This is a genomic window from Cryobacterium sp. BB307, from assembly GCF_012274275.1.
Lineage (GTDB): Bacteria > Actinomycetota > Actinomycetes > Actinomycetales > Microbacteriaceae > Terrimesophilobacter.
Genome location: NZ_JAANZA010000002.1, coordinates 661,029 through 678,994, shown reverse-complemented (window position 1 = coordinate 678,994; position 17,966 = coordinate 661,029). Strand labels below are relative to the sequence as shown.

The 17,966-nt window shown below is 67.9% G+C and carries 16 protein-coding genes; 8 read left to right on the top strand and 8 right to left on the bottom strand.

Features of this window, described 5'->3' with window-relative positions:
* Window positions 1-63 precede the first annotated feature (63 nt).
* From HGK58_RS10565 to HGK58_RS10555, 3 genes are all read right to left on the bottom strand, one after another.
* Entirely contained in the window at window positions 64-1,086 is a 1,023-nt protein-coding gene (locus HGK58_RS10565) for a 3-oxoacyl-ACP synthase III (RefSeq protein WP_168627530.1), read from the bottom strand.
* Window positions 1,087-1,192: 106 nt separating this feature from the next.
* On the bottom strand, window positions 1,193-2,146 hold the full coding sequence (locus tag HGK58_RS10560; protein ID WP_168627529.1) for a DNA topoisomerase IB: 954 nt from the start codon (window positions 2,144-2,146) through the stop codon (window positions 1,193-1,195).
* A gap of 5 nt (window positions 2,147-2,151) precedes the next feature.
* The gene (locus HGK58_RS10555) at window positions 2,152-4,560 is read right to left on the bottom strand and encodes an ATP-dependent DNA ligase (protein ID WP_168627528.1); all 2,409 of its coding nucleotides are present in this window, start codon (window positions 4,558-4,560) and stop codon (window positions 2,152-2,154) included.
* 85 nt (window positions 4,561-4,645) lie between these two features.
* On the opposite strand from HGK58_RS10555, the gene HGK58_RS10550 reads away from it, so the two are divergent.
* Window positions 4,646-5,479: a Ku protein gene (locus HGK58_RS10550; protein ID WP_168627527.1), complete on the top strand. Its 834-nt coding sequence runs from the start codon at window positions 4,646-4,648 to the stop codon at window positions 5,477-5,479.
* A gap of 20 nt (window positions 5,480-5,499) precedes the next feature.
* On the opposite strand, the gene HGK58_RS10545 is transcribed toward HGK58_RS10550, so the two are convergent.
* Both HGK58_RS10545 and HGK58_RS10540 read right to left on the bottom strand, forming a co-directional pair.
* Window positions 5,500-6,318 carry a siderophore-interacting protein gene (locus HGK58_RS10545; RefSeq protein WP_168627526.1) on the bottom strand — a complete coding sequence of 273 codons (819 nt, stop codon included), beginning with the start codon at window positions 6,316-6,318 and terminating at the stop codon, window positions 5,500-5,502.
* 55 nt (window positions 6,319-6,373) lie between these two features.
* Window positions 6,374-7,438, bottom strand: coding sequence for a phosphatase domain-containing protein (locus HGK58_RS10540; RefSeq protein WP_168627525.1), 1,065 nt, complete (start codon window positions 7,436-7,438; stop codon window positions 6,374-6,376).
* Between the two features lie 202 nt (window positions 7,439-7,640).
* Here HGK58_RS10540 and HGK58_RS10535 point away from each other — a divergent pair, with 202 nt between their 5' ends.
* The 5 genes from HGK58_RS10535 (at window position 7,641) to HGK58_RS10515 (ending at window position 11,558) form a co-directional block, all read left to right on the top strand.
* The gene (locus HGK58_RS10535; RefSeq protein ID WP_168627524.1) at window positions 7,641-8,270 is read left to right on the top strand and encodes a TetR family transcriptional regulator; all 630 of its coding nucleotides are present in this window, start codon (window positions 7,641-7,643) and stop codon (window positions 8,268-8,270) included.
* A gap of 94 nt (window positions 8,271-8,364) precedes the next feature.
* Window positions 8,365-9,192 (top strand): ATP-binding cassette domain-containing protein, encoded by an 828-nt coding sequence (locus HGK58_RS10530; RefSeq protein WP_168627523.1) that lies wholly within the window; start codon window positions 8,365-8,367, stop codon window positions 9,190-9,192.
* Window positions 9,189-9,869, top strand: a complete 681-nt coding sequence (locus HGK58_RS10525) for an ABC transporter permease (protein WP_168627522.1) — start codon at window positions 9,189-9,191, stop codon at window positions 9,867-9,869. The genes HGK58_RS10530 and HGK58_RS10525 overlap by 4 nt, the downstream gene beginning before the upstream one ends.
* Entirely contained in the window at window positions 9,866-10,600 is a 735-nt protein-coding gene (locus HGK58_RS10520; RefSeq protein ID WP_168627521.1) for an ABC transporter permease, read from the top strand. Before HGK58_RS10525 ends, HGK58_RS10520 begins: the two co-directional genes overlap by 4 nt.
* A gap of 19 nt (window positions 10,601-10,619) precedes the next feature.
* Window positions 10,620-11,558 (top strand): ABC transporter substrate-binding protein, encoded by a 939-nt coding sequence (locus HGK58_RS10515; protein WP_168627520.1) that lies wholly within the window; start codon window positions 10,620-10,622, stop codon window positions 11,556-11,558.
* Between the two features lie 5 nt (window positions 11,559-11,563).
* Here HGK58_RS10515 and HGK58_RS10510 read toward each other — a convergent pair whose 3' ends face one another.
* On the bottom strand, window positions 11,564-12,244 hold the full coding sequence (locus HGK58_RS10510) for a DedA family protein (RefSeq protein WP_168627519.1): 681 nt from the start codon (window positions 12,242-12,244) through the stop codon (window positions 11,564-11,566).
* Entirely contained in the window at window positions 12,241-13,032 is a 792-nt protein-coding gene (locus HGK58_RS10505; protein WP_168627518.1) for an aminotransferase class IV, read from the bottom strand. Before HGK58_RS10505 ends, HGK58_RS10510 begins: the two co-directional genes overlap by 4 nt.
* 11 nt (window positions 13,033-13,043) lie before the next feature.
* Here HGK58_RS10505 and pabB point away from each other — a divergent pair, with 11 nt between their 5' ends.
* Both pabB and leuS read left to right on the top strand, forming a co-directional pair.
* On the top strand, window positions 13,044-14,435 hold the full coding sequence (pabB, locus tag HGK58_RS10500; RefSeq protein WP_168627517.1) for an aminodeoxychorismate synthase component I: 1,392 nt from the start codon (window positions 13,044-13,046) through the stop codon (window positions 14,433-14,435).
* 43 nt (window positions 14,436-14,478) lie between these two features.
* Window positions 14,479-17,031: a leucine--tRNA ligase gene (leuS, locus tag HGK58_RS10495; RefSeq protein ID WP_210422822.1), complete on the top strand. Its 2,553-nt coding sequence runs from the start codon at window positions 14,479-14,481 to the stop codon at window positions 17,029-17,031.
* A 7-nt stretch (window positions 17,032-17,038) separates the two neighbouring features.
* Here the strand turns inward: leuS and aroD are convergent, their stop codons facing one another.
* The gene (aroD, locus tag HGK58_RS10490; RefSeq protein ID WP_168627516.1) at window positions 17,039-17,809 is read right to left on the bottom strand and encodes a type I 3-dehydroquinate dehydratase; all 771 of its coding nucleotides are present in this window, start codon (window positions 17,807-17,809) and stop codon (window positions 17,039-17,041) included.
* Between the last annotated feature and the right edge of the window lie 157 nt (window positions 17,810-17,966).

Genomic DNA, 17,966 nt, shown 5'->3' with positions numbered 1-17,966 from the left:
CGAGGACAAGAGGCGGCAGCCGGGCAGGGGCAGTGAGAAGAGCGGCACGCGGAAGACGCGGCGTCACCAGGCGAGTTCCATCATCGCGGTGTTCAGGCCCGACCCGACGCCCATCAGCAACACCCGGCTGCCCGGGGCCAGGCTTGTTGCCTCCTCGGCGAGCGTGATCGGGATCGACGCGGGGCCGACATTGCCGAGTCTCGGGTAGGTGAGCGGCACGCGGGAGCGGTCGATGCCCGATGCCTTGACTATGGCGTTGGTGTGCACGTCCGACACCTGGTGCACAATGTAGCGGTCCATGTTCGACCAGTTCCAGTCGCGCTTCGCTTCGTCCCAGGCGGAGACAACCAGCTCCATGCCGCCCTTGAGCAGCGCTTTCGCATCAGTGAACATGCCGTCGACACTGCCGACGCAGAGGTCGTTGAATTGGGTGGCCGCGCGGGTCACGCCGCCGAGCACCCGGTGGCCTGCCGGATGCGCATCCGCCGGTCCGAGCACGGCAGCAGCGGCTCCGGAACCAAGGGTGAGGCTGGCGAACTGGCTCATGAAGTCCTTGCGGCCGATGCCCCTGCGGCTGAGCCGGTTGATGGTGTTGATCTGGATGTCGTCGGCGTCCTCACCGTCGATGATGACGGCATACTTCACTTGGCCGGAGTCGATGAGCCCGGCCGCCAGTGACATCCCGTTGACAAAGCCGAGGCAGGCGTTCGCAATGTCGAAGTTGACAGCGGATGACGGCAGCCCCAGCCGGTGGTGTATGCGCACGGCCACGGACGGTTCCAGATTCTTGCGCGTCACCGAGGTGTTGATGAGCAGCCCCACCTGACCGGGCTCAACGCCTGCCGCCTGCAAGGCCCGTTCACCTGCGGAGACAGCCGCGTCGTCGAAAGTCTGGCCTTCGCCCCAGTTGCGGCGCTCGTGCACGCCAGCAACCCGCTGCAGCAGGCCGTCGGGCAGTTTCAACTTGCGCAGGACCGGTGCCAGCTGCCTGTCGATCTCGGCCGATGAAGTGATTCGCGCAGCGAGGGTGCTTGTGACCGAGAGCAGGGCGACGTTGGTGTGCGAGGTCGTCGCGTTTCCGTCCAACGAGCCTCCCTGTCAGTTAGAGTTCGCCTTGTCATCCTGACCGCGGCCTCTGCGCGTTCACCGCACGTATCCTGACTGGTATCCGTGTTATTTTCAGAAGCTGTCTCTAGCGATCCTCAAGCAGGTCTCGAAGCGCGGTTTCGCCGGCGCCTGCCCTGGAGATCACCTCTCCGTCATGGAAGCGGTCGATGACCCTGGGATCGACGTAGCTCTTCCGGGCGATGGCTGGCGTGTTGCCGAGTGCCTCGGCTGCGTCCCGCATTGCGGCTGCGACCGCCTTGTCGCGAGCGGAGCGGGTCTTCGGAAGCGTTCCCGCGAGCGATCTCGCCGCCGCGATGGTGCCACTCAGCGTCCGGAAGTCCTTGGACGTGAAATCCGGCCCGACCAGCGAGCGCACCGCGTCGTTGATGTCGGCGGCGGTGAGCGGATGCCAGCCGTCGTCGTCCCGCCAGCCGAGCAATCGACCGGAGCGTCGCTTCATCGCTCTGACCGCTCTGGCCAGTTCGGCGTCGGTGACGGCGGAGAACCACTCCTGCCCACTCTTGCCTGGGAAGCAGAACTCGATGGTGTCGCCGGAGATCGTGACGTGGCGGCAGAGGAGGGTCGACAGGCCGTGGCTTCCGTTGTCCTGCGCGTATTGCTCGCCACCCACCCGCAGGGCCGCGGTGTCGAGGATGCGGAACGCGGCGGCCAGGGCACGCTCGCGTGTCAGGTCGTCGCCGCGCAACGCAATGGTGACGGCGCGTCGGGCGCCGGGCAGCCGAGCGGCAAGCTCCAGCGCCCGATCGAACTTCAGCTCGTCCTGCTTGCGGCGCCACTGCTCGTGGTACAGGTACTGCCGCCTGCCCGCGGCGTCGGTGCCGACCGCCTGGATGTGGCCATTCGGCCACGGTGAGATCCAGACATCCTTCCATGCGGGCGGGATCGCCAGGGCGAGGATGCGCTCGAGCTCCTCCTCCGGAAGTGGCGCACCGGACTCGTCGAGGTAGCGGAAGCCGCGGCCGGCGCGCACCCTGCGCCAGCCCGGGGCAGCCGGATCGACCCTCCGCAGCCGTGCCACCTGGTTCAGCTCTCCTTGCGGACTTCGGACGGGGACTTGTCGGGTCGCCAACCCCGCCAGGTCGGTTGCCGAAGCCGGCCCGCTGTCGTCCACTCCGAGAACTCGACCTCACCCACGAGCTTGGGCGTCACCCAGTGGGCGTCGGCCGCGTCTGTGCGTGGCACGTCGATGAGCGGGCTGGTCGCGCGTGACAGGGTGCTGAGCCGCTTGGTGATCGAGCCGAGTTCCGCCTCGCTGAAGCCCGTGCCGACGCGACCGGCGTAGCGCAGCTTCCCGTCCTCTGGAATGCCGACGAGCAGCGAGCCGACCCGCCCCGACCGGTTTCCCTTGCCCGGTCGCCAGCCGGCCACCACGACCTCCTGCGTTGCGGTGTGCTTGAGCTTGACCCAGTCGCGGGAACGGTCACCCGCGCGGTAGCTGCTGGTCCGCCGCTTGCCGAGGATGCCTTCGAGGCCGAGCTCGCGACTGGTTTCCATCGCGGCCTCGGCGTCTCCCACGAAAGCATCCGGTGTTCGGATTGTTCCCGCCTGGCTGACCGTCTCGGCCAGCCGCTCGACCCGCTTCGAGTACGGAAGGTCCGTGAGGTCCTCGCCGTCGACGTTCAGCACGTCGAACACCAGGTACTGCACGGTGATCGAGCGCATCGCCCGCTCGACGTCCCGCGGCTTGCTGAGCCCCATCCGCTGCTGCAGCAGCGAGAAGCTCGGTTTTCCGGCCTTGGTGAGCGCGACCACCTCACCGTCGAGCAATGCGGAGTCGACGGTGACATGCGCGACGAGATCGACGACAACCTCCGGGTAGGTGGTGGTGATGTCCAGCCCCCTCCGGCTGAACAGTCGCGCCTCGCCACCGCCGACGGTGGCCATGACCCGCACGCCGTCCCACTTCATCTCGAATGCCCACTCGTCGTCATCCGCGCCGCTGAAGCCCTCGAGCGTCCCCGCCGTGGCGAGCATCGGCTTCACCGGCTCTGGCATCGTCCTGGCGGGCTGCCCCGACCGGGGCTTCTCCTCGGTCTTCGGCTTCATCAGGTGGATCAGCCAGTTGTCCGGATTCCCGGCTGCGCCGGTGCGGATCAGCGCGAACCGCTTGGAGCCGCCGAGGCCGCCCTCCGGCGCGCCGTGCAGGGTCGCGATGACCTCGTCCTCGCGCCACTTCTCCACCTCGTAACTACCGCGGTCCCAGATCTCGACATGGCCGGCGCCGTACTCGCCGGCCGGGATCTCACCCTCGAACGAGCCGTAGTCGAGCGGATGGTCCTCGGTATGTACCGCCAGATGGTTCTGTTTCGGGTCCGTCGGTGGCCCTTTCGGAATCGCCCACGAGACGAGCACGCCGTCCCGCTCGAGCCGGAAATCGTAGTGCAGCCGTCGTGCCTCGTGCTTCTGGATCACGAACGAGTTGCCGTCACCGGTCGGCGCACCACCCATCGGCTCTGGCGTCTTCTTCGGGTCGCGTTTGTCGCGGTACAGCTCGAGCCGGTCGTGCCCCTCGGCACTCCCGGCCGACGCTGCGACCGAGTCGAGTCCCTCGAGGAGGTCGCCGCGAGTGCGCACGCGCTTCAGCACCTCCTGGTAGTCCAGGTGGGCGAGCTCCTTGGATGCCAATTCGCGCCAGGTTCGTGGGGCAGCGACCATCGGGTGCAGCCGGCCGCGCAGCGAATAGGGCGTGATGGTGGTCTTGTTGCCGTTGTTCTGGCTCCAGTCGACCAGCACCTTGCCCGTGCGCAGCGTCTTCTTCATGTCGCTGACGACCAGGTCGGGGTGATCGGCCTCCAGTGCACGCGCGAGCTCCTTTGCCACCGCCGAGACCTGATCCGACGTCTGCCTGCCGTCGAGGGCCGCGTACAGATGGATGCCCTTGCTGCCGCTGGTGACCGGCATCGGGTCGAGGCCCATGCCCTTCATGATGGCGCGCGCCTGCCGGGCGACCTCGGCGCACTCCTGCAGCCCGGCGCCCTCGCCGGGGTCGAGGTCGAGCACCATCCGGTCCGGGTTCAGTCGCGCACCGCGCGGGCCGAACGCCCACTGCGGCACGTGGATCTCCAGGGAGGCCATCTGCGCCAGCCAGACGAGTGTCGGCCGGTCGTTTACGAGCGGGTAGACATTGGTGCGATCGCTGTGCTCGATCGGCCGGCGGCGCACCCACGGCGGAGTCGAGTTGTCGAGGTTCTTCTGGAAGAACACCTCACCGGGCTTGCTCGCGGTGCCGACACCGTGCACCCAGCGCTTGCGGGTTGCCGGCCGGTTCGCGCAGTGGGGGAGCAGGACGTCGGCGATCTCCGAGTAGTAGGCGATGACGTCTGCCTTGGTCGTCCCGGTCTCCGGGTAGAGCACCTTGTCGAGGTTGGTGATCCGGATGCGCCTTCCATCGACCGAGACCAGTTCTCCCGTGCCCCGTGTCGCCTTCGGCATGGCTCAATCTTTGCCGTGTAACTGGGAAATCCCTTGATAAGCCTTCGCGTTCGCGGCTGTACTGAAAGGTGGATAGGAGCGTGACATGAGATCGATCTGGAAGGGCTCCATCGCATTCGGGCTGGTCAACGTGCCGGTCAAGCTGTACAGCGCCACCGAAGATCACGACGTCTCGCTGCACATGGTGCACAACAAGGACGGCGGGCGCATCCGGTTCGAACGCCGCTGCGAGGTGTGCGGCAGGGTGGTGCAGTACCGCGACATCGACAAGGCCTTCGACGACGGCGAACGCACCGTGGTCCTGACCGAGGAGGACTTCAAGGCGCTGCCGGCGGAGAAGAGCCGGGAGATCAGCGTCGAGCAATTCGTCCCCACCGACCAGATCGACCCGATCATGTTCGACCGCAGCTACTACCTGGAGCCGGACGGCTCATCCAACAAGGCGTACGAGCTGCTCCGGAAGACCCTTGAGGACACCGACCGCACCGCCGTCGTCACGTTCGCGCTGCGGCAGCGTACCAAGCTGGGCGCGCTGCGGGTGCGGGAGGGTGTTCTCATGCTGCAGTCCCTGCTGTGGGGTGACGAGATCCGGGAGGCGAAGTTCCCGTCGCTCGAGAACCCGGCGCGGATCACCGCGAAGGAGCGGGAGATGTCGGCTGCGCTCGTCGATTCGTTCTCGTCGGACTTCACCCCGGACGAGTTCACCGACGACTACCAGCAGCAGCTGAAGACCCTGATCGACGCCAAGCTCGAGGAGGGCGACGCCCTCGACACCGAGGCGACCTTCGGGCAGGCCGCCGAAGAGGAGGGCGGCGAGGTGCTCGACCTCATGGAGGCGCTGCGCAAGAGCGTCGAGAAGTCCCGCGGCGGCCAGAAGAAGGCGCCAGCGCCGAAGAAGGGGAAGAAGGCGGCGAGCTAGGGCGTGTTCCGCCCTGGCCGTCAGTCGGGGTCGGTGGGGTCGATCGGCGCGTGGTGGTCGAGAGCCTCGACACCGGGCTTCCAATAGCCGGTGAGCTTGACCTGGGTGACCGGCAGGCCCAGTTCGCGGCGCAGGTAGTGGCGCACCGGAAGCAGCGATTCGCTGTCGCCAGCACCCCAGAAGTAGGTGTCGTCGCCGATGACCGCCGTATCCAGTGACCGGATGGCGCGCTCGAGCCCGCCGTCGCCCTTGCCGAGCCAGACCACGCGGGCCCGGTGGACGTGGTCGGGGTCGAGGTAGGCGGCATCCGACTGGTTGCCCAACTCGACGAAGACGAACACCTCGATCGGCTCCGGGAGGATCTCGATCCAGCGCGCGATCGCGGGCAGGGCGGTCTCGTCACCGAGCAGCACGACCCGTGCCGCCCCGGTGGGCGGCAAGTGGGATCCGCGTGGTCCGGCGACGACCAGACGATCTCCCTCGCTGGCCCGCGCCGCCCAGGCGGATGCGGGTCCGTCGTCGCCGTGCAGGTAGAAGTCGATGTCCAGCTCGGCCGGCAGTTCCCGGAAGTCGCGTGGCGTGTAGTCGCGCATGATCACGGTGCCGGCATCCGGCATCCGCAGTCCATCCTCGGTCAGGGCGGGCACCGCGTAGTCGCCGTTCGCCGGGTCGGGGAAGAAGACCTTGCTGTGGTCGCCGGCGCCGAGGCTGGTGAATCCGGCCAGGTCAGCGCCGGTGAGCGTCACGCGACGGAAGCTGGGGGAGAGTTCCCGCACGGCCGAGACGGTGAGGTCGCGGATGGCGAAGTCGTGGCGCACGAGTTGGCTGCGCTGAATCAATGAACACTCCTGGGATAGGCGGCGGCAAGAAGAACCGCCACTCAACGGTAATCGGTTAAAGCAGGCCGAGCGACTCGAAGTGGTCGGCGAGGCCGGCGCCGTCCTCGGCGTACACCCACGGCACCGACTCGACCGGTTCGTGCTCGTCGGGTTTGCTGCGCCCACCGGCCAGCACAGCCTCACCGCCGGTCAGCTGGCGGATGGCGACGGCGGCGACGTTCTGCCGGTGCGAACCCGCGAACTCGCCGTAGATCTCCTCGTCGTGCTGGCCGTCATCGCCGACCAGGATCCAGCGGAGGCTCGGGAACTCCTCGGCGATCCGCCCCAGGCTCTGCTCCTTGTGGGCTCGGCCGCTGCGGAACCAGCGGTCGTGCGTCGGACCCCAGTCGGTGAGCAGCAGCGGCCCGGCCGGGTACAGGTTGCGTGACAGGAAGCGGTTGAGGGTCGGCGCCACGTTCCAGGCGCCGGTCGACAGGTAGATGACCGGCGCGCCCTCGTGCGCCCGGGTGAGCTTCTCCAGCAGGACGGCCATCCCGGGAACCGGCCGCCTGGCATGCTCGTCGAGCACGAAGGTGTTCCAGGCCGCCAGGAATGGGCGGGGGAGGCTCGTCACCATGACCGTGTCGTCGATGTCGCAGATGATGCCGACACTGGCATCCGGAGTCACGATGAAGACGGGTGCGTCGACGGTCTCCGATTCGTCGGTGCGGATGGTGACCGTGTGCCAGCCGGGGCTGAGTTCGGTCGGCACCACGGCGTCGACGATGCCGCCGCGGTCGGCGCGCAAGCGGTGCTCGACACCCTCGATCGTGATGATGACGTCGACGTCGTTGACGGAGACACTCGTGAAGCTTCGCCAGCCGCGGATCTTCTTGTAGCGCGCCTGCGGATTCTCGACCGGCGGCGACGGCTTGGCGAGCAGCACCCGGCACAGCACGCGAGTCCAGCCGGCTGAGCCGTAGCCGGTGTACGGGATGACGACCGGGGTGTGGCCGCGCTTCCGTGCGCGCCGTTCGCGCCAGGCGTGGAATCGGTCCTCGAGACGAGCCGCGAACCCGGGGCGGGGCGGAGTTTCCGGGGCCGGCGACCGGTCGTCGGAGGCTGGAACGGGGCGACTCATTCGACCAGTCTTTCATGAGGCCGGTGCGTCGCCGTGCACCGGCCGGGTGGGCTGCCAAACCAGTATCCTGAAAAATACCCGTGATTTACGTCCTAGGTGTGAGTATGTGACACGCCCCCTGACGGGGGCGCGATAGTATTTCGAAACTAATTGAGTTCCACCCGCGATTACCCCGAATTCGCACGATCCACAGGGAGTCCAAGTGCTTGACGCATCCGCACTTCTACGCAATGAACCGGTTCAAGCGAGAAGCACCGCGCGACTTGCAAGCCTGCTCGATGCCGCTGCGGCGGCCATCGATGCGCTGGGGTATGAGCGTCTGACGACCGCCATGGTCGCCGAGCGTGCCGGCGCATCCATCGGCACCGTGTACCGCTACTTTCCCGATCGCATTGCCGTGCTTCAGGCGGTCAGCGCCCGCGCCGTCGATCGCTTCACCGAGAAGGTCAGGGCGAGCGTGACCGACACCGGGCACGACACCTGGTGGGATGCGTTCGACGCGGTGATCGACGACTTCGTCTCCTCGTTCCGCGAAGAGCCGGCATTCGCCGCGCTGCGCTTCGGTGACGTCATCGACCTGCGCCCCCGTGAGGGCGCTGACACCGGTGCCAGCCGCGTTGTGCGCGAACTCGTCCCGGTGTTCGTGTCGCGCTACGGGCTGCCCGAAGGGGACCTCGGCATGCGCCTCGAGGTGGTCATCACGATCGTCGACGCGCTGCTGTCCCGGGCGTTCAGCTTTGAGAGTTCCGGGGACGACGCCTACATCGGCGAGGCCCGGCGGGTCGCGCGGGAGTACCTGGTCGGCCACTACGGCGAGCCGAAGCAGAGCTGATCCTCGTTCGGCGCCCGTGGGAATGACGGTAGCTCTATTTAGTGTTGGACTGGTCACACCGCCGGTCGTACACGAGGAATGAGCCGTCAGCAGGATGATCGAGTTCCGCTCCGTTTCGAAGCGCTTCCCTGACGGCACCATCGCCGTCGAGGACTTCAGCCTGGAATTGCCGTCCCGGCGGACCACCGTGCTCGTCGGCTCGTCCGGCAGCGGCAAGACGACGCTGTTGCGCATGATCAACCGGATGGTCGACCCGACGTCGGGGACCATCGAGATCGACGGTGAGGACATCGCGCGCGTCGCGCCGGTCCCGCTGCGGCGGCGAATCGGCTACGTGCTGCAGAATTCCGGGCTGCTGCCGCATCGCAAGGTCGTCGACAACATCACGACCGTCCCGCTGCTGGAAGGCGTGTCGAAGCGCGACGCGCGAGCGCGTGCGCTGGAACTGCTCGACACGGTGGGCCTGGACCGAGGGCTTGCCGATCGCTATCCCAGTCAGCTCTCCGGAGGGCAGCAGCAGCGGGTCGGTGTGGCACGGGCTCTCGCGGTGGACCCGAACATCATGCTCATGGACGAGCCATTCGGCGCGGTCGACCCGATCGTGCGCGCCGACCTGCAGCAGGAGCTCATCCGCATCCAACGGCAAGTCGCCAAGACCATCGTCTTCGTCACCCACGACATCGACGAGGCCTTCCTGCTCGGCGATCAGGTGGTCATCCTCGAGCAGCGCGCCCGGATCGCGCAGGTCGGCAGCCCGGCCGAGATCCTCGCCAACCCGGCGAGCGACTTCGTGGCGGATTTCATCGGTGCCGATCGTGGCCGCCGCGCGCTGCGAGCGGTTCACACCGATGGCCGCACCGTTCTCATCGACCGCGACGGTCGCGCAGCGGGTGTCTTGCTGGAGGGGGAGCCCGGCGAGTGAACTGGCTGTGGAACAACCTCGACCTGGTGCTAGAACTCTCCGTCGAGCACCTGCGGTTGAGTCTTCCGCCGATCATCCTCGGGTTCATCGTGTCGGTACCGCTCGGGTGGCTCGCCTATCGGTACAAGCTGACTCGCGGACTCGTCCTGACCCTCGCCGGGCTGCTCTACACGATCCCGTCGCTGGCGTTGTTCGTGCTGCTGCCTCCGCTGCTCGGGATCAGCTTCCTGAGCGAACTCAACGTGCTCATCGCGCTCACCATCTACGCCGTCGCGCTCATGACCCGCTCGGTTGCCGACGGCCTCGCATCAGTCGACCCGATCGTCCGCGAATCGGCGACCGCGGTCGGCTACTCGCCGTGGCGGCGGTTCTTCTCCGTGGAGCTTCCGCTGGCCGGTCCTGTGCTGCTCGCAGGCCTGCGTGTTGTCGCAGTCAGCACGGTGAGTCTCGTCACGGTCGGTGTCTTCGTCGGCGTGCGGAGCCTCGGCTTCCTGTTCACCAACGGCCTGCAGCGCGGCATCATCGTCGAGATCGTCACCGGTATCGTCATGACCGTGGTGATCGCCCTCATCCTTGACGGGCTGCTCGTGCTGCTCGGCCGGCTGGTGCTGCCGTGGACGCGCCTTGACGCCCGCGCGCGCCGCCGGATTCCGGTGACCACGGCGGTTCCGGCGTGAACCTCTTCCTGGACGCGATCGCCTGGCTGTTCTCACCCGAGCGCCTCGAGGGAGCGAACGCGCTGCCCGTGCGGATCGGCGAGCACCTCTATTACACGTTCGTCTCCCTGCTGGTGTCCGCTGTCATCGCGATCCCGCTCGGCTACTACATCGGGCACACGAGGAAGGGACGCGAGGTGGCGGTGGCGCTGTCCGGCGCTGCGCGTGCCCTGCCCTCCCTCGGGCTGCTGACCGTCATGGCGCTGCTGCTCGGCCCGGCACGAGCGGATGTCGCGGCCATCATCGTGTTCGTGGTCCTCGGCGTCCCCTCGGTGCTCGCCGGCGCCTACGCGGGAGTGCAGTCCGTCGATCCCAAGACGGTGGACGCGGCCCGAGCCATGGGGATGACCGAGTGGCAGATTCTGATGAAGGTCGAGATCCCGATCGGCCTGCCGCTGCTGATCGGTGGGCTGCGCAGCGCTGCCCTGCAGATCGTGGCGACAGCGACGCTGGCCGCCTACGTCGGGCTCGGCGGGCTCGGGATCTACATTTTCACCGCGATACCGCTGCGCCAGTACGACGTCATGCTCGGCGCGGCACTCGTCATCGTCGCGCTCGCGCTGCTGCTGGATGCGCTGTTCGCGGTGTTGGAACGGCTCGCTACTCCTCGCGGGGTTCTTGCGGCCAAACACAGGAATATCAGTGCGCGGCCGAACAGGGCGCGTGAGACAGTTGAACCCTCACGAGCGTGAGGGACGAGAGGTGAAAGCCATGTTCACAGCAACGACCAGCTCCGCCCGCCCGAAGCGCTTGGCGCTGTCCGCGATCGCGCTTTCAGCGGTGCTCGGCATCGCAGGGTGCAGCCAGAGCAACCCGCTCGAGCCGAGGCCGGGAGCCACCGGTGACGGCGAGACGATCGTGGTCGGTTCGCAGGCGTACTACTCGAACGAGATCATCGCCGAGCTGTACGCGCAGGTGCTCGAGAACGCCGGCTTCACTGTCGAACGCCGCTACCAGATCGGCCAGCGCGACGCGTACTGGCCGGCGCTGGAGAACGGCGAAGTGGACGTCTTCCCCGAGTACACCGGAAACCTGCTGCAGTTCCTCGACCCGGACAGCTCCGGGACCGATCCGGACACCGTGTACCAACAGCTCACCGACGCGCTCCCTGATGGCCTCACCGCGCTGGATCGCGCGGACGCGCAGGACGCCGACTCGTACAACGTGACGCAGGAGTTCTCAGACGAGCACGACGTGACGAGTCTGGCCGACCTCGCCGGGGTCGACGTGCCCATCATCCTCGGCGGCAATCCTGAGCTGGCCGAGCGCCCGTACGGGCCGGACGGCCTGCTCGAGACCTACGGCGTCGAGGTGTCGTTCACGGCGATCGGCGACAGCGGCGGGCCGCTGACCAAGGCTGCACTCGAGAGCGGTGAGATCACCATGGGCGACGTCTACTCGGCCGACCCCGACATTGCCACCAGCGGGTTCGTGACGTTGGATGACCCAGAGGGACTGTTTCTCGCGCAGAACGTCGTGCCGATCGTGAGCCAGGACCTCGCCGACCAGATCGCCGACCTGCTGAACGAGGTGAACGCGCTGCTGACCACCGACGAGCTGATCCGGCTGAACGGTCTCAGCACCACAGAGCAGCAGAGCTCGAAGCAGATCGCCGAGGACTGGCTGAGGGACAACAACCTCATCGACTGAGCGCGCTAGGACTCGGCGTCCTCGAGGGTGTTGGCGTCGCCGTCGCCCGGGCGTTCCATGTGCCTGGCCTGGCTGCGCTGCAGCACGGTCTTCACGACCACGATCAGCAGCAGGAACAGGGCGATGATGCCCACGAAGACGTAGCCGGCCCAGTGCAGCTGCTTGGACAGCTCGCGGTAAGTCCCCGCAGCCGCCCAGCCGACGGATGCGTAGGCGACGGCCCAGATGACGCAGGCGGGGATGGTCCAGGTCATGAACTTGCGGTAGGTCATCGAGCTCATGCCGACGGTCAGCGGGATGAGCGAGTGCAGCACGGGCAGGAAGCGCGAGACGAACACCGCGATCCCGCCGCGCCTGTCCAGGTAGTTCTCGGCGCGACGCCAATTGTCCCGTCCGATCCACCCGCCGAACCGCGAGTCCCGGATCTTCGGCCCGAAGTACCGGCCGAGGGCGAAGCCGATGCTCTCGCCGGTGAGCGCGCCGCCGATGACGACCAGGATGAGCGAGAGGTATTCCAACCAGTTGCTGATCGCGGTGCTCGCGACGATCACCACGGAGTCGCCTGGCACTATCAAGCCGATCAGCACCGACGTCTCGAGCATGATCGCCAGGCCGGCCAGCAGCGTACGCACCGCCGGGTGCACGGAAGAGACCGTCGCCAGGATCCAGTCCAGGATGGCGTTCACGCGGGTGGTCCTTCGGGTGTGGTGCGCAGCGCAGCGAGTCGCGTGCGCCAGGTGTGGAGCCTACCGGGTTCCGCCGCGAGAGACGGTCCGTCCACCCATCCGGTGACGATGCGGATGCCATGCAGCGCGTTGAGCGCCCACAGCTCGCGGCCGTCCAAATCGGCCGGGGTCGCTGCCGACTCCTCGACACTCGTGCCGAGCGCCAGAGCGATGCCCATGAGCGCCCTCGCCGTGACGCTGTCGATCCGCTCCAGCGCGAGCGGCGGCTGACACAGCACATCGCCCTCCCACCAGAGCAGCGCCGTGGTCGACCCTTCGACCACGAGAGAATCCCGCAGGATGACCGCCTCATCGGCTCCCGCGAGCTTCGCCTCCCCGCGCAGCCGGGTCATCGCCGCCAGGTCCGGCCCCTTGATGCGCGGTGCGGTGCGCGGGTCCGGGCCGTTGTGCGTCGCGAGGGTGATGGCCTGCGCGCGTTCGGGAGCGTTGCGCAGCCGCAGCACGAACAGTCCGGCACCACCGCGGGACTGCAGCTCGACCCTCGGGAACCAGGCACCATCGTTCGGGACGCTGTCGGTCGCCGCGCGCCAGAACGCATCCGGATCGGTGTCGAACCCGCGCGCAGCGATCGCGTGGGTGAACCGTTCGCGGTGCAGCCCGAGGGCGAGGGTCTGACCATCCTCGACGAGCCAGGAATCGGCGGCCTCCAAGAGGTACTCGCTCGGGTCGCAGTACTCCAGCGGCTCGAGCGTGCTGCCGTTCCAGCGGAGGAGGTCGGTGCGGCTCATAGAGTTAGCGTATGCGTCAGCGCACCCCCGGAACCCGCGTGTTGACGCACGCCATTCCCGGGTGGGTGGACCCGGCTGCCGCGTTCGGCCTGTTCGCGGATTCGCCTGGCGCGGTGTGGCTCGATTCCGGGCCTTCGGCGACCGAGGGGTGGAGTTACCTGGCTGGCTCAGCTCGGCTGGTGACGGCGTCCGTCGCCGATGGTTCGGTGACGGCCCAAGGCAACCCAACGCCCGGCACCATCTTCGACTTCCTGCGCGGGGAAGGCGGTGCGCTGCCGGATCCGGCGGCCGGGGTGTTCCAGCTCGGCTGGGTCGGCTACCTCGGCTACGAGCTCCACGCGCAAACGATGGGCACGGGCCTGGGGAGGCGCTCCAGGCATCCGGATGCCGCGCTGCTGTTCGTCGACCGGGCGCTGGCCTTCGACCATGCGGCCCGCACCGTGACTCTCGTCGCTCTGGGCGACTCGTGGGCGGGGGAGCTGGCGCTGTGGCGGGATCGGGTCGTCGCGCAACTGCGCGACGCCCGGGTGCCGGAGCCACCGCCCCCCGCGCGGCGGTCGACCGCGGCCTGGGCGTACACCGATGCCGACTACCTCGAGAAGATCGAGCGCTGTCAGGATGCGATCCGGCGCGGCGACGCATACCAGCTGTGCCTGACAACGCAAGCGAGCGTCGACACACGGCCGGATCCGGCGGAGACCTACCTTCGGCTGCGCGTGACGAGCCCGGCGCATCACGGCGCCTTCCTGCGGGTGGGGGAGCTCGCCATCCTGAGCTCGTCGCCGGAGCAGTTCCTCCTGGTCACCCCGGACGGGTTGGTGCAGACGCGGCCGATCAAGGGGACTCGCCGCCGCGGACAGACCGCGGGCGACGACGCGGCGCTGCGGGCCGAGCTCGAATCCAGCGACAAGGAGCGGGCAGAGAACCTGATGATCGTGGACCTGATGCGCAACGACATCGGCAGGGTCAGCGAGCGCGGAACGGTCACGGTGACCGGGCTGATGGAGGTGGAGAGCTACGCGCAGGTGCACCAGCTGGTCAGCACCGTGACGGGCAAGCTGCGCCCGGATGCCAGTGGCGTGGATGCGGTCGAGTCGTGCTTCCCGGCGGGGTCGATGACGGGCGCGCCCAAGCACAGCGCGATCCTCACCCTCGACGCGCTCGAGCAGCGCGCCCGGGGGGTCTACTCGGGCGCGCTCGGCTATTTCGGACTGGACGGGCGGATCGACCTGGCGATGGTGATCCGCACCATCGTGCTGGATGCGCGCGGTGCGACGGTGGGTGCCGGCGGTGGGATTACGGCGCTGTCGGTGCCAGAGGAGGAACTCGAGGAGGTGCGCATCAAGGCGCGCGCCCTGCTCGACGTGCTCGGTGTCGATACTGCGCGACCGGTACGCTGGTAAGTCGGGTCGGAAGAGGCGCCGACCCTTCGCCTGAGGAGACATTTTGGCCGATCACAGCGCAGACGACGCGCCCGAGTACGACATCGCCCGCATCCAGCAGAAGTGGCAGGCGGTGTGGGACGAGCTTCAGCCCTTCTCCACCTCGGACCCGGACGACACCCGTCCGCGCAAGTACGTGCTCGACATGTTCCCGTACCCCTCCGGCGACCTGCACATGGGTCACGCGGAGGCGTACGCGCTGGGTGATGTCATCGCCCGCTACTGGCGGCAGCGCGGCTACAACGTGTTGCACCCGATCGGCTGGGACTCCTTCGGCCTCCCCGCCGAGAACGCCGCCATCAAGCGCGGTGTCGACCCGCTCGCGTGGACCTACGAGAACATCGCCCAGCAGAAGAAGAGCATGAAGCTGTACGCGGCATCCTTCGACTGGGACCGTGTGCTGCACACGAGCGACCCCAAGTACTACAAGTGGAACCAGTGGCTGTTCCTGAAGATGTACGAGAAGGGTCTCGCCTACCGCAAGGCCAGCTGGGTCAACTGGTGCCCGTTCGACCAGACGGTGCTCGCCAACGAGCAGGTCGTCGACGGCCGCTGCGAGCGCTGTGACAACATCGTCGAGAAGAAGAAGCTCACCCAGTGGTACTTCAAGATCACCGACTACGCCGACCGGCTGCTCGATGACCTGGAGCAGCTCGAGGGGCACTGGCCGTCCAAGGTCCTCTCGATGCAGCGCAACTGGATCGGCCGCTCGACCGGCGCTGACGTCGAGTTCGAGATCGAGGGCCGCGAGGACAAGGTCCCCGTGTTCACGACCCGTCCCGACACGCTGTTCGGCGCGACTTTCATGGTCGTCGCACCCGACTCCGAGCTCGCAGCCGAGCTGGTCGATGGGTCAACTCCCGACGTGCAGGCCGCGTTCGCCGAGTACCTGAAGGCTGTGCAGAAGGAGACCGAGATCGACCGGCAGGACGCCAGCCGGGAGAAGACCGGCGTGTTCCTCGACCGCTACGCCGTCAACCCGGTCAACGGTGAGCGGCTGCCGATCTGGGCTGCCGATTACGTGCTCGCCGACTACGGTCACGGCGCCATCATGGCCGTCCCTGCGCACGATCAGCGTGACCTCGACTTCGCCCGCAAGTTCGGCCTGCCGGTGCGGGTCGTCGTCGACCCCACCGCGGCTGCCGACCCGAGCATCGAGACGGACGCGGGTGACGACCCGGTCGCATCCGACGCCACCGTCCTCGACCCGGTCGCGACCGGTGAGGCGCTCGTCGGCGACGGGCGGATGATCAACTCCGGTCCGCTGGACGGACTGTCCAAGCGGGACGCGATCGCGCGCATGATCGAACTGCTCGAGGAGGCAGGCACCGGTCGCGCCGCGAAGACCTACCGGCTGCGGGACTGGCTGATCTCCCGCCAGCGCTTCTGGGGCACTCCGATCCCGATCATCCACGGCGCGAACGGCGAACTCATCCCGATGACGGAGGACCAGCTGCCGCTGACACTCCCGCCGAGCGAGGGGCTCGACCTGTCGCCGAAGGGCACCTCGCCGCTTGGCGGCGCCACCGACTGGGTGAGTGTCGAAAACCCGCTCGACGGCACGCCGGCCAGGCGGGACCCGGACACCATGGACACCTTCGTGGACAGTTCCTGGTATTACCTGCGGTTCCTGAACCCGAACGACGACACGCAGGCCTTCGACCCCGCAGAGGCCGAGAAGTGGGGTCCGGTCGACCAGTACATCGGCGGTGTGACGCACGCCATCCTGCACCTGCTCTATGCGCGCTTCATCACCAAGGTGCTGTTCGACATGGGCTACATCACCTTCACCGAGCCATTCACCGCGCTGCTCAACCAGGGCATGGTGCTCATGGACGGCTCGGCGATGAGCAAGAGCCGCGGCAACCTGGTGCGACTCAGCGACCAGCTCGACGAGCACGGTGTCGACGCGGTGCGCCTGACGATGGCGTTCGCCGGCCCGCCAGAGGACGACATCGATTGGGCGGATGTCGCGCCGCACGCTTCGGCGAAGTTCCTGGCCCGCGCGTGGCGGCTCGCGAACGACGTCACGAGTGAGCCCGGGATCGACTTCAGCACGGGTGACGTCGCCCTCCGCCGGGTCACCCACAGGTTACTCGCCGACGCGCCAGGACTCATCGAGGGATTCAAGTTCAACGTCGCCGTCGCGCGCATCATGGAGCTGGTCAACGCGACCCGCAAGGCGATCGACAGCGGTGTTGGCCCGGCGGATGCCGCGGTGCGCGAGGCCACGGAGACCGTGTCGCTCGCGCTGAGCCTGTTCGCCCCGTACACCGCGGAGGAGATGTGGGAGCAGCTCGGCCACCAGCCCACCGTTGCCAGCGCGCTCTGGCGGACGGCCGACCCGGCGCTGCTGGTCGAGGAATCGGTCACCTGCGTCGTGCAGGTGGACGGCAAGGTGCGTGATCGCCTCACCGTGAGCCCGGATATCGCGGCCGCCGAACTGGAGCGCCTCGCGCTTGACACCGGGGGCGCCAAGCGCGCGATCGGTGAACGCCAGATCGTGAACGTGATCGTGCGCGCGCCGAAGATCGTCAGCATCGCGACGAAGGGCTGATAGCGCCCTAGTCGCCGGTGCCGAGCAGCTCGAGCGCGGCGCGGAGTCCGTCGACCGGCAGCTGGCCGGGAGCGGATTCCGCCCCGAGCCGGCCGAACGTCGCAGCCGACCCGAACACGCCACCGGCGATTCTGGTCACCGCGCCCAGCGGTCCCATCGCCATGGTGATCAGCGGGCGGATGCTGCGCTCCCGCAGCTGCCGTGTGGCGTCGAGCAGGGTGAGGACATCGGCGGTGGAGTGGGGCATGACCGCAAGCTTCAGGATGTCGGCACCCAGGTCCTGCATCGCCAGCCCGCGGGCCACCAACTCCTCGGTGGGCGGTGTCGTGGCGAAGTCGTGGCTGGAGGCGATCACCGGCGCCCCACGCTCGTGAGCGGATGCGATCAGCTGGGCCGCGCCGGAGCGGCGGTACTCGACATCGATGATGTCGAGGTCGCCGCTGTCGAGCGCGGCGCCGATGAGCGCGGCGTAAGCGTCGTCGTCAAGCGCGGCATCGCCGCCCTCGCTGGCCGTGCGGACGGTGAACAGCAGCGGGTGGCGGCCGAGCAGCTCATCGATGCGCCGCAGCATGCCGAGCACCGCAGCGACCGACTCGTGCCGGGCGAAGCGGTCCACCCTCCACTCCACGAGGTCGACCGGATGGTCGGCGAGCGTGGCGAGCTGGGTCTCCAGTTCGTCGGGTGATGCGCCGGTAAGCGAGACGATGATCTTCGGGATGCCCTGTCCGATCGCGACGCCGCGCACCTCGACGACCGTCCGGTCAGCGATCTCAGCCATGTCAGCCCGCCTTTCCACGATGACGCTAGTGTGCCATGGCGGGGCGTCAGCGGTCCTGCGGGTTGTCCGATCCACCATCCGGCACGCCCGCTGGAGGCTCCGCACAGTTGCCTGCCGATCGCAGGGCTGGCGCGGTAGGCACGGCTACCGTCGCGTG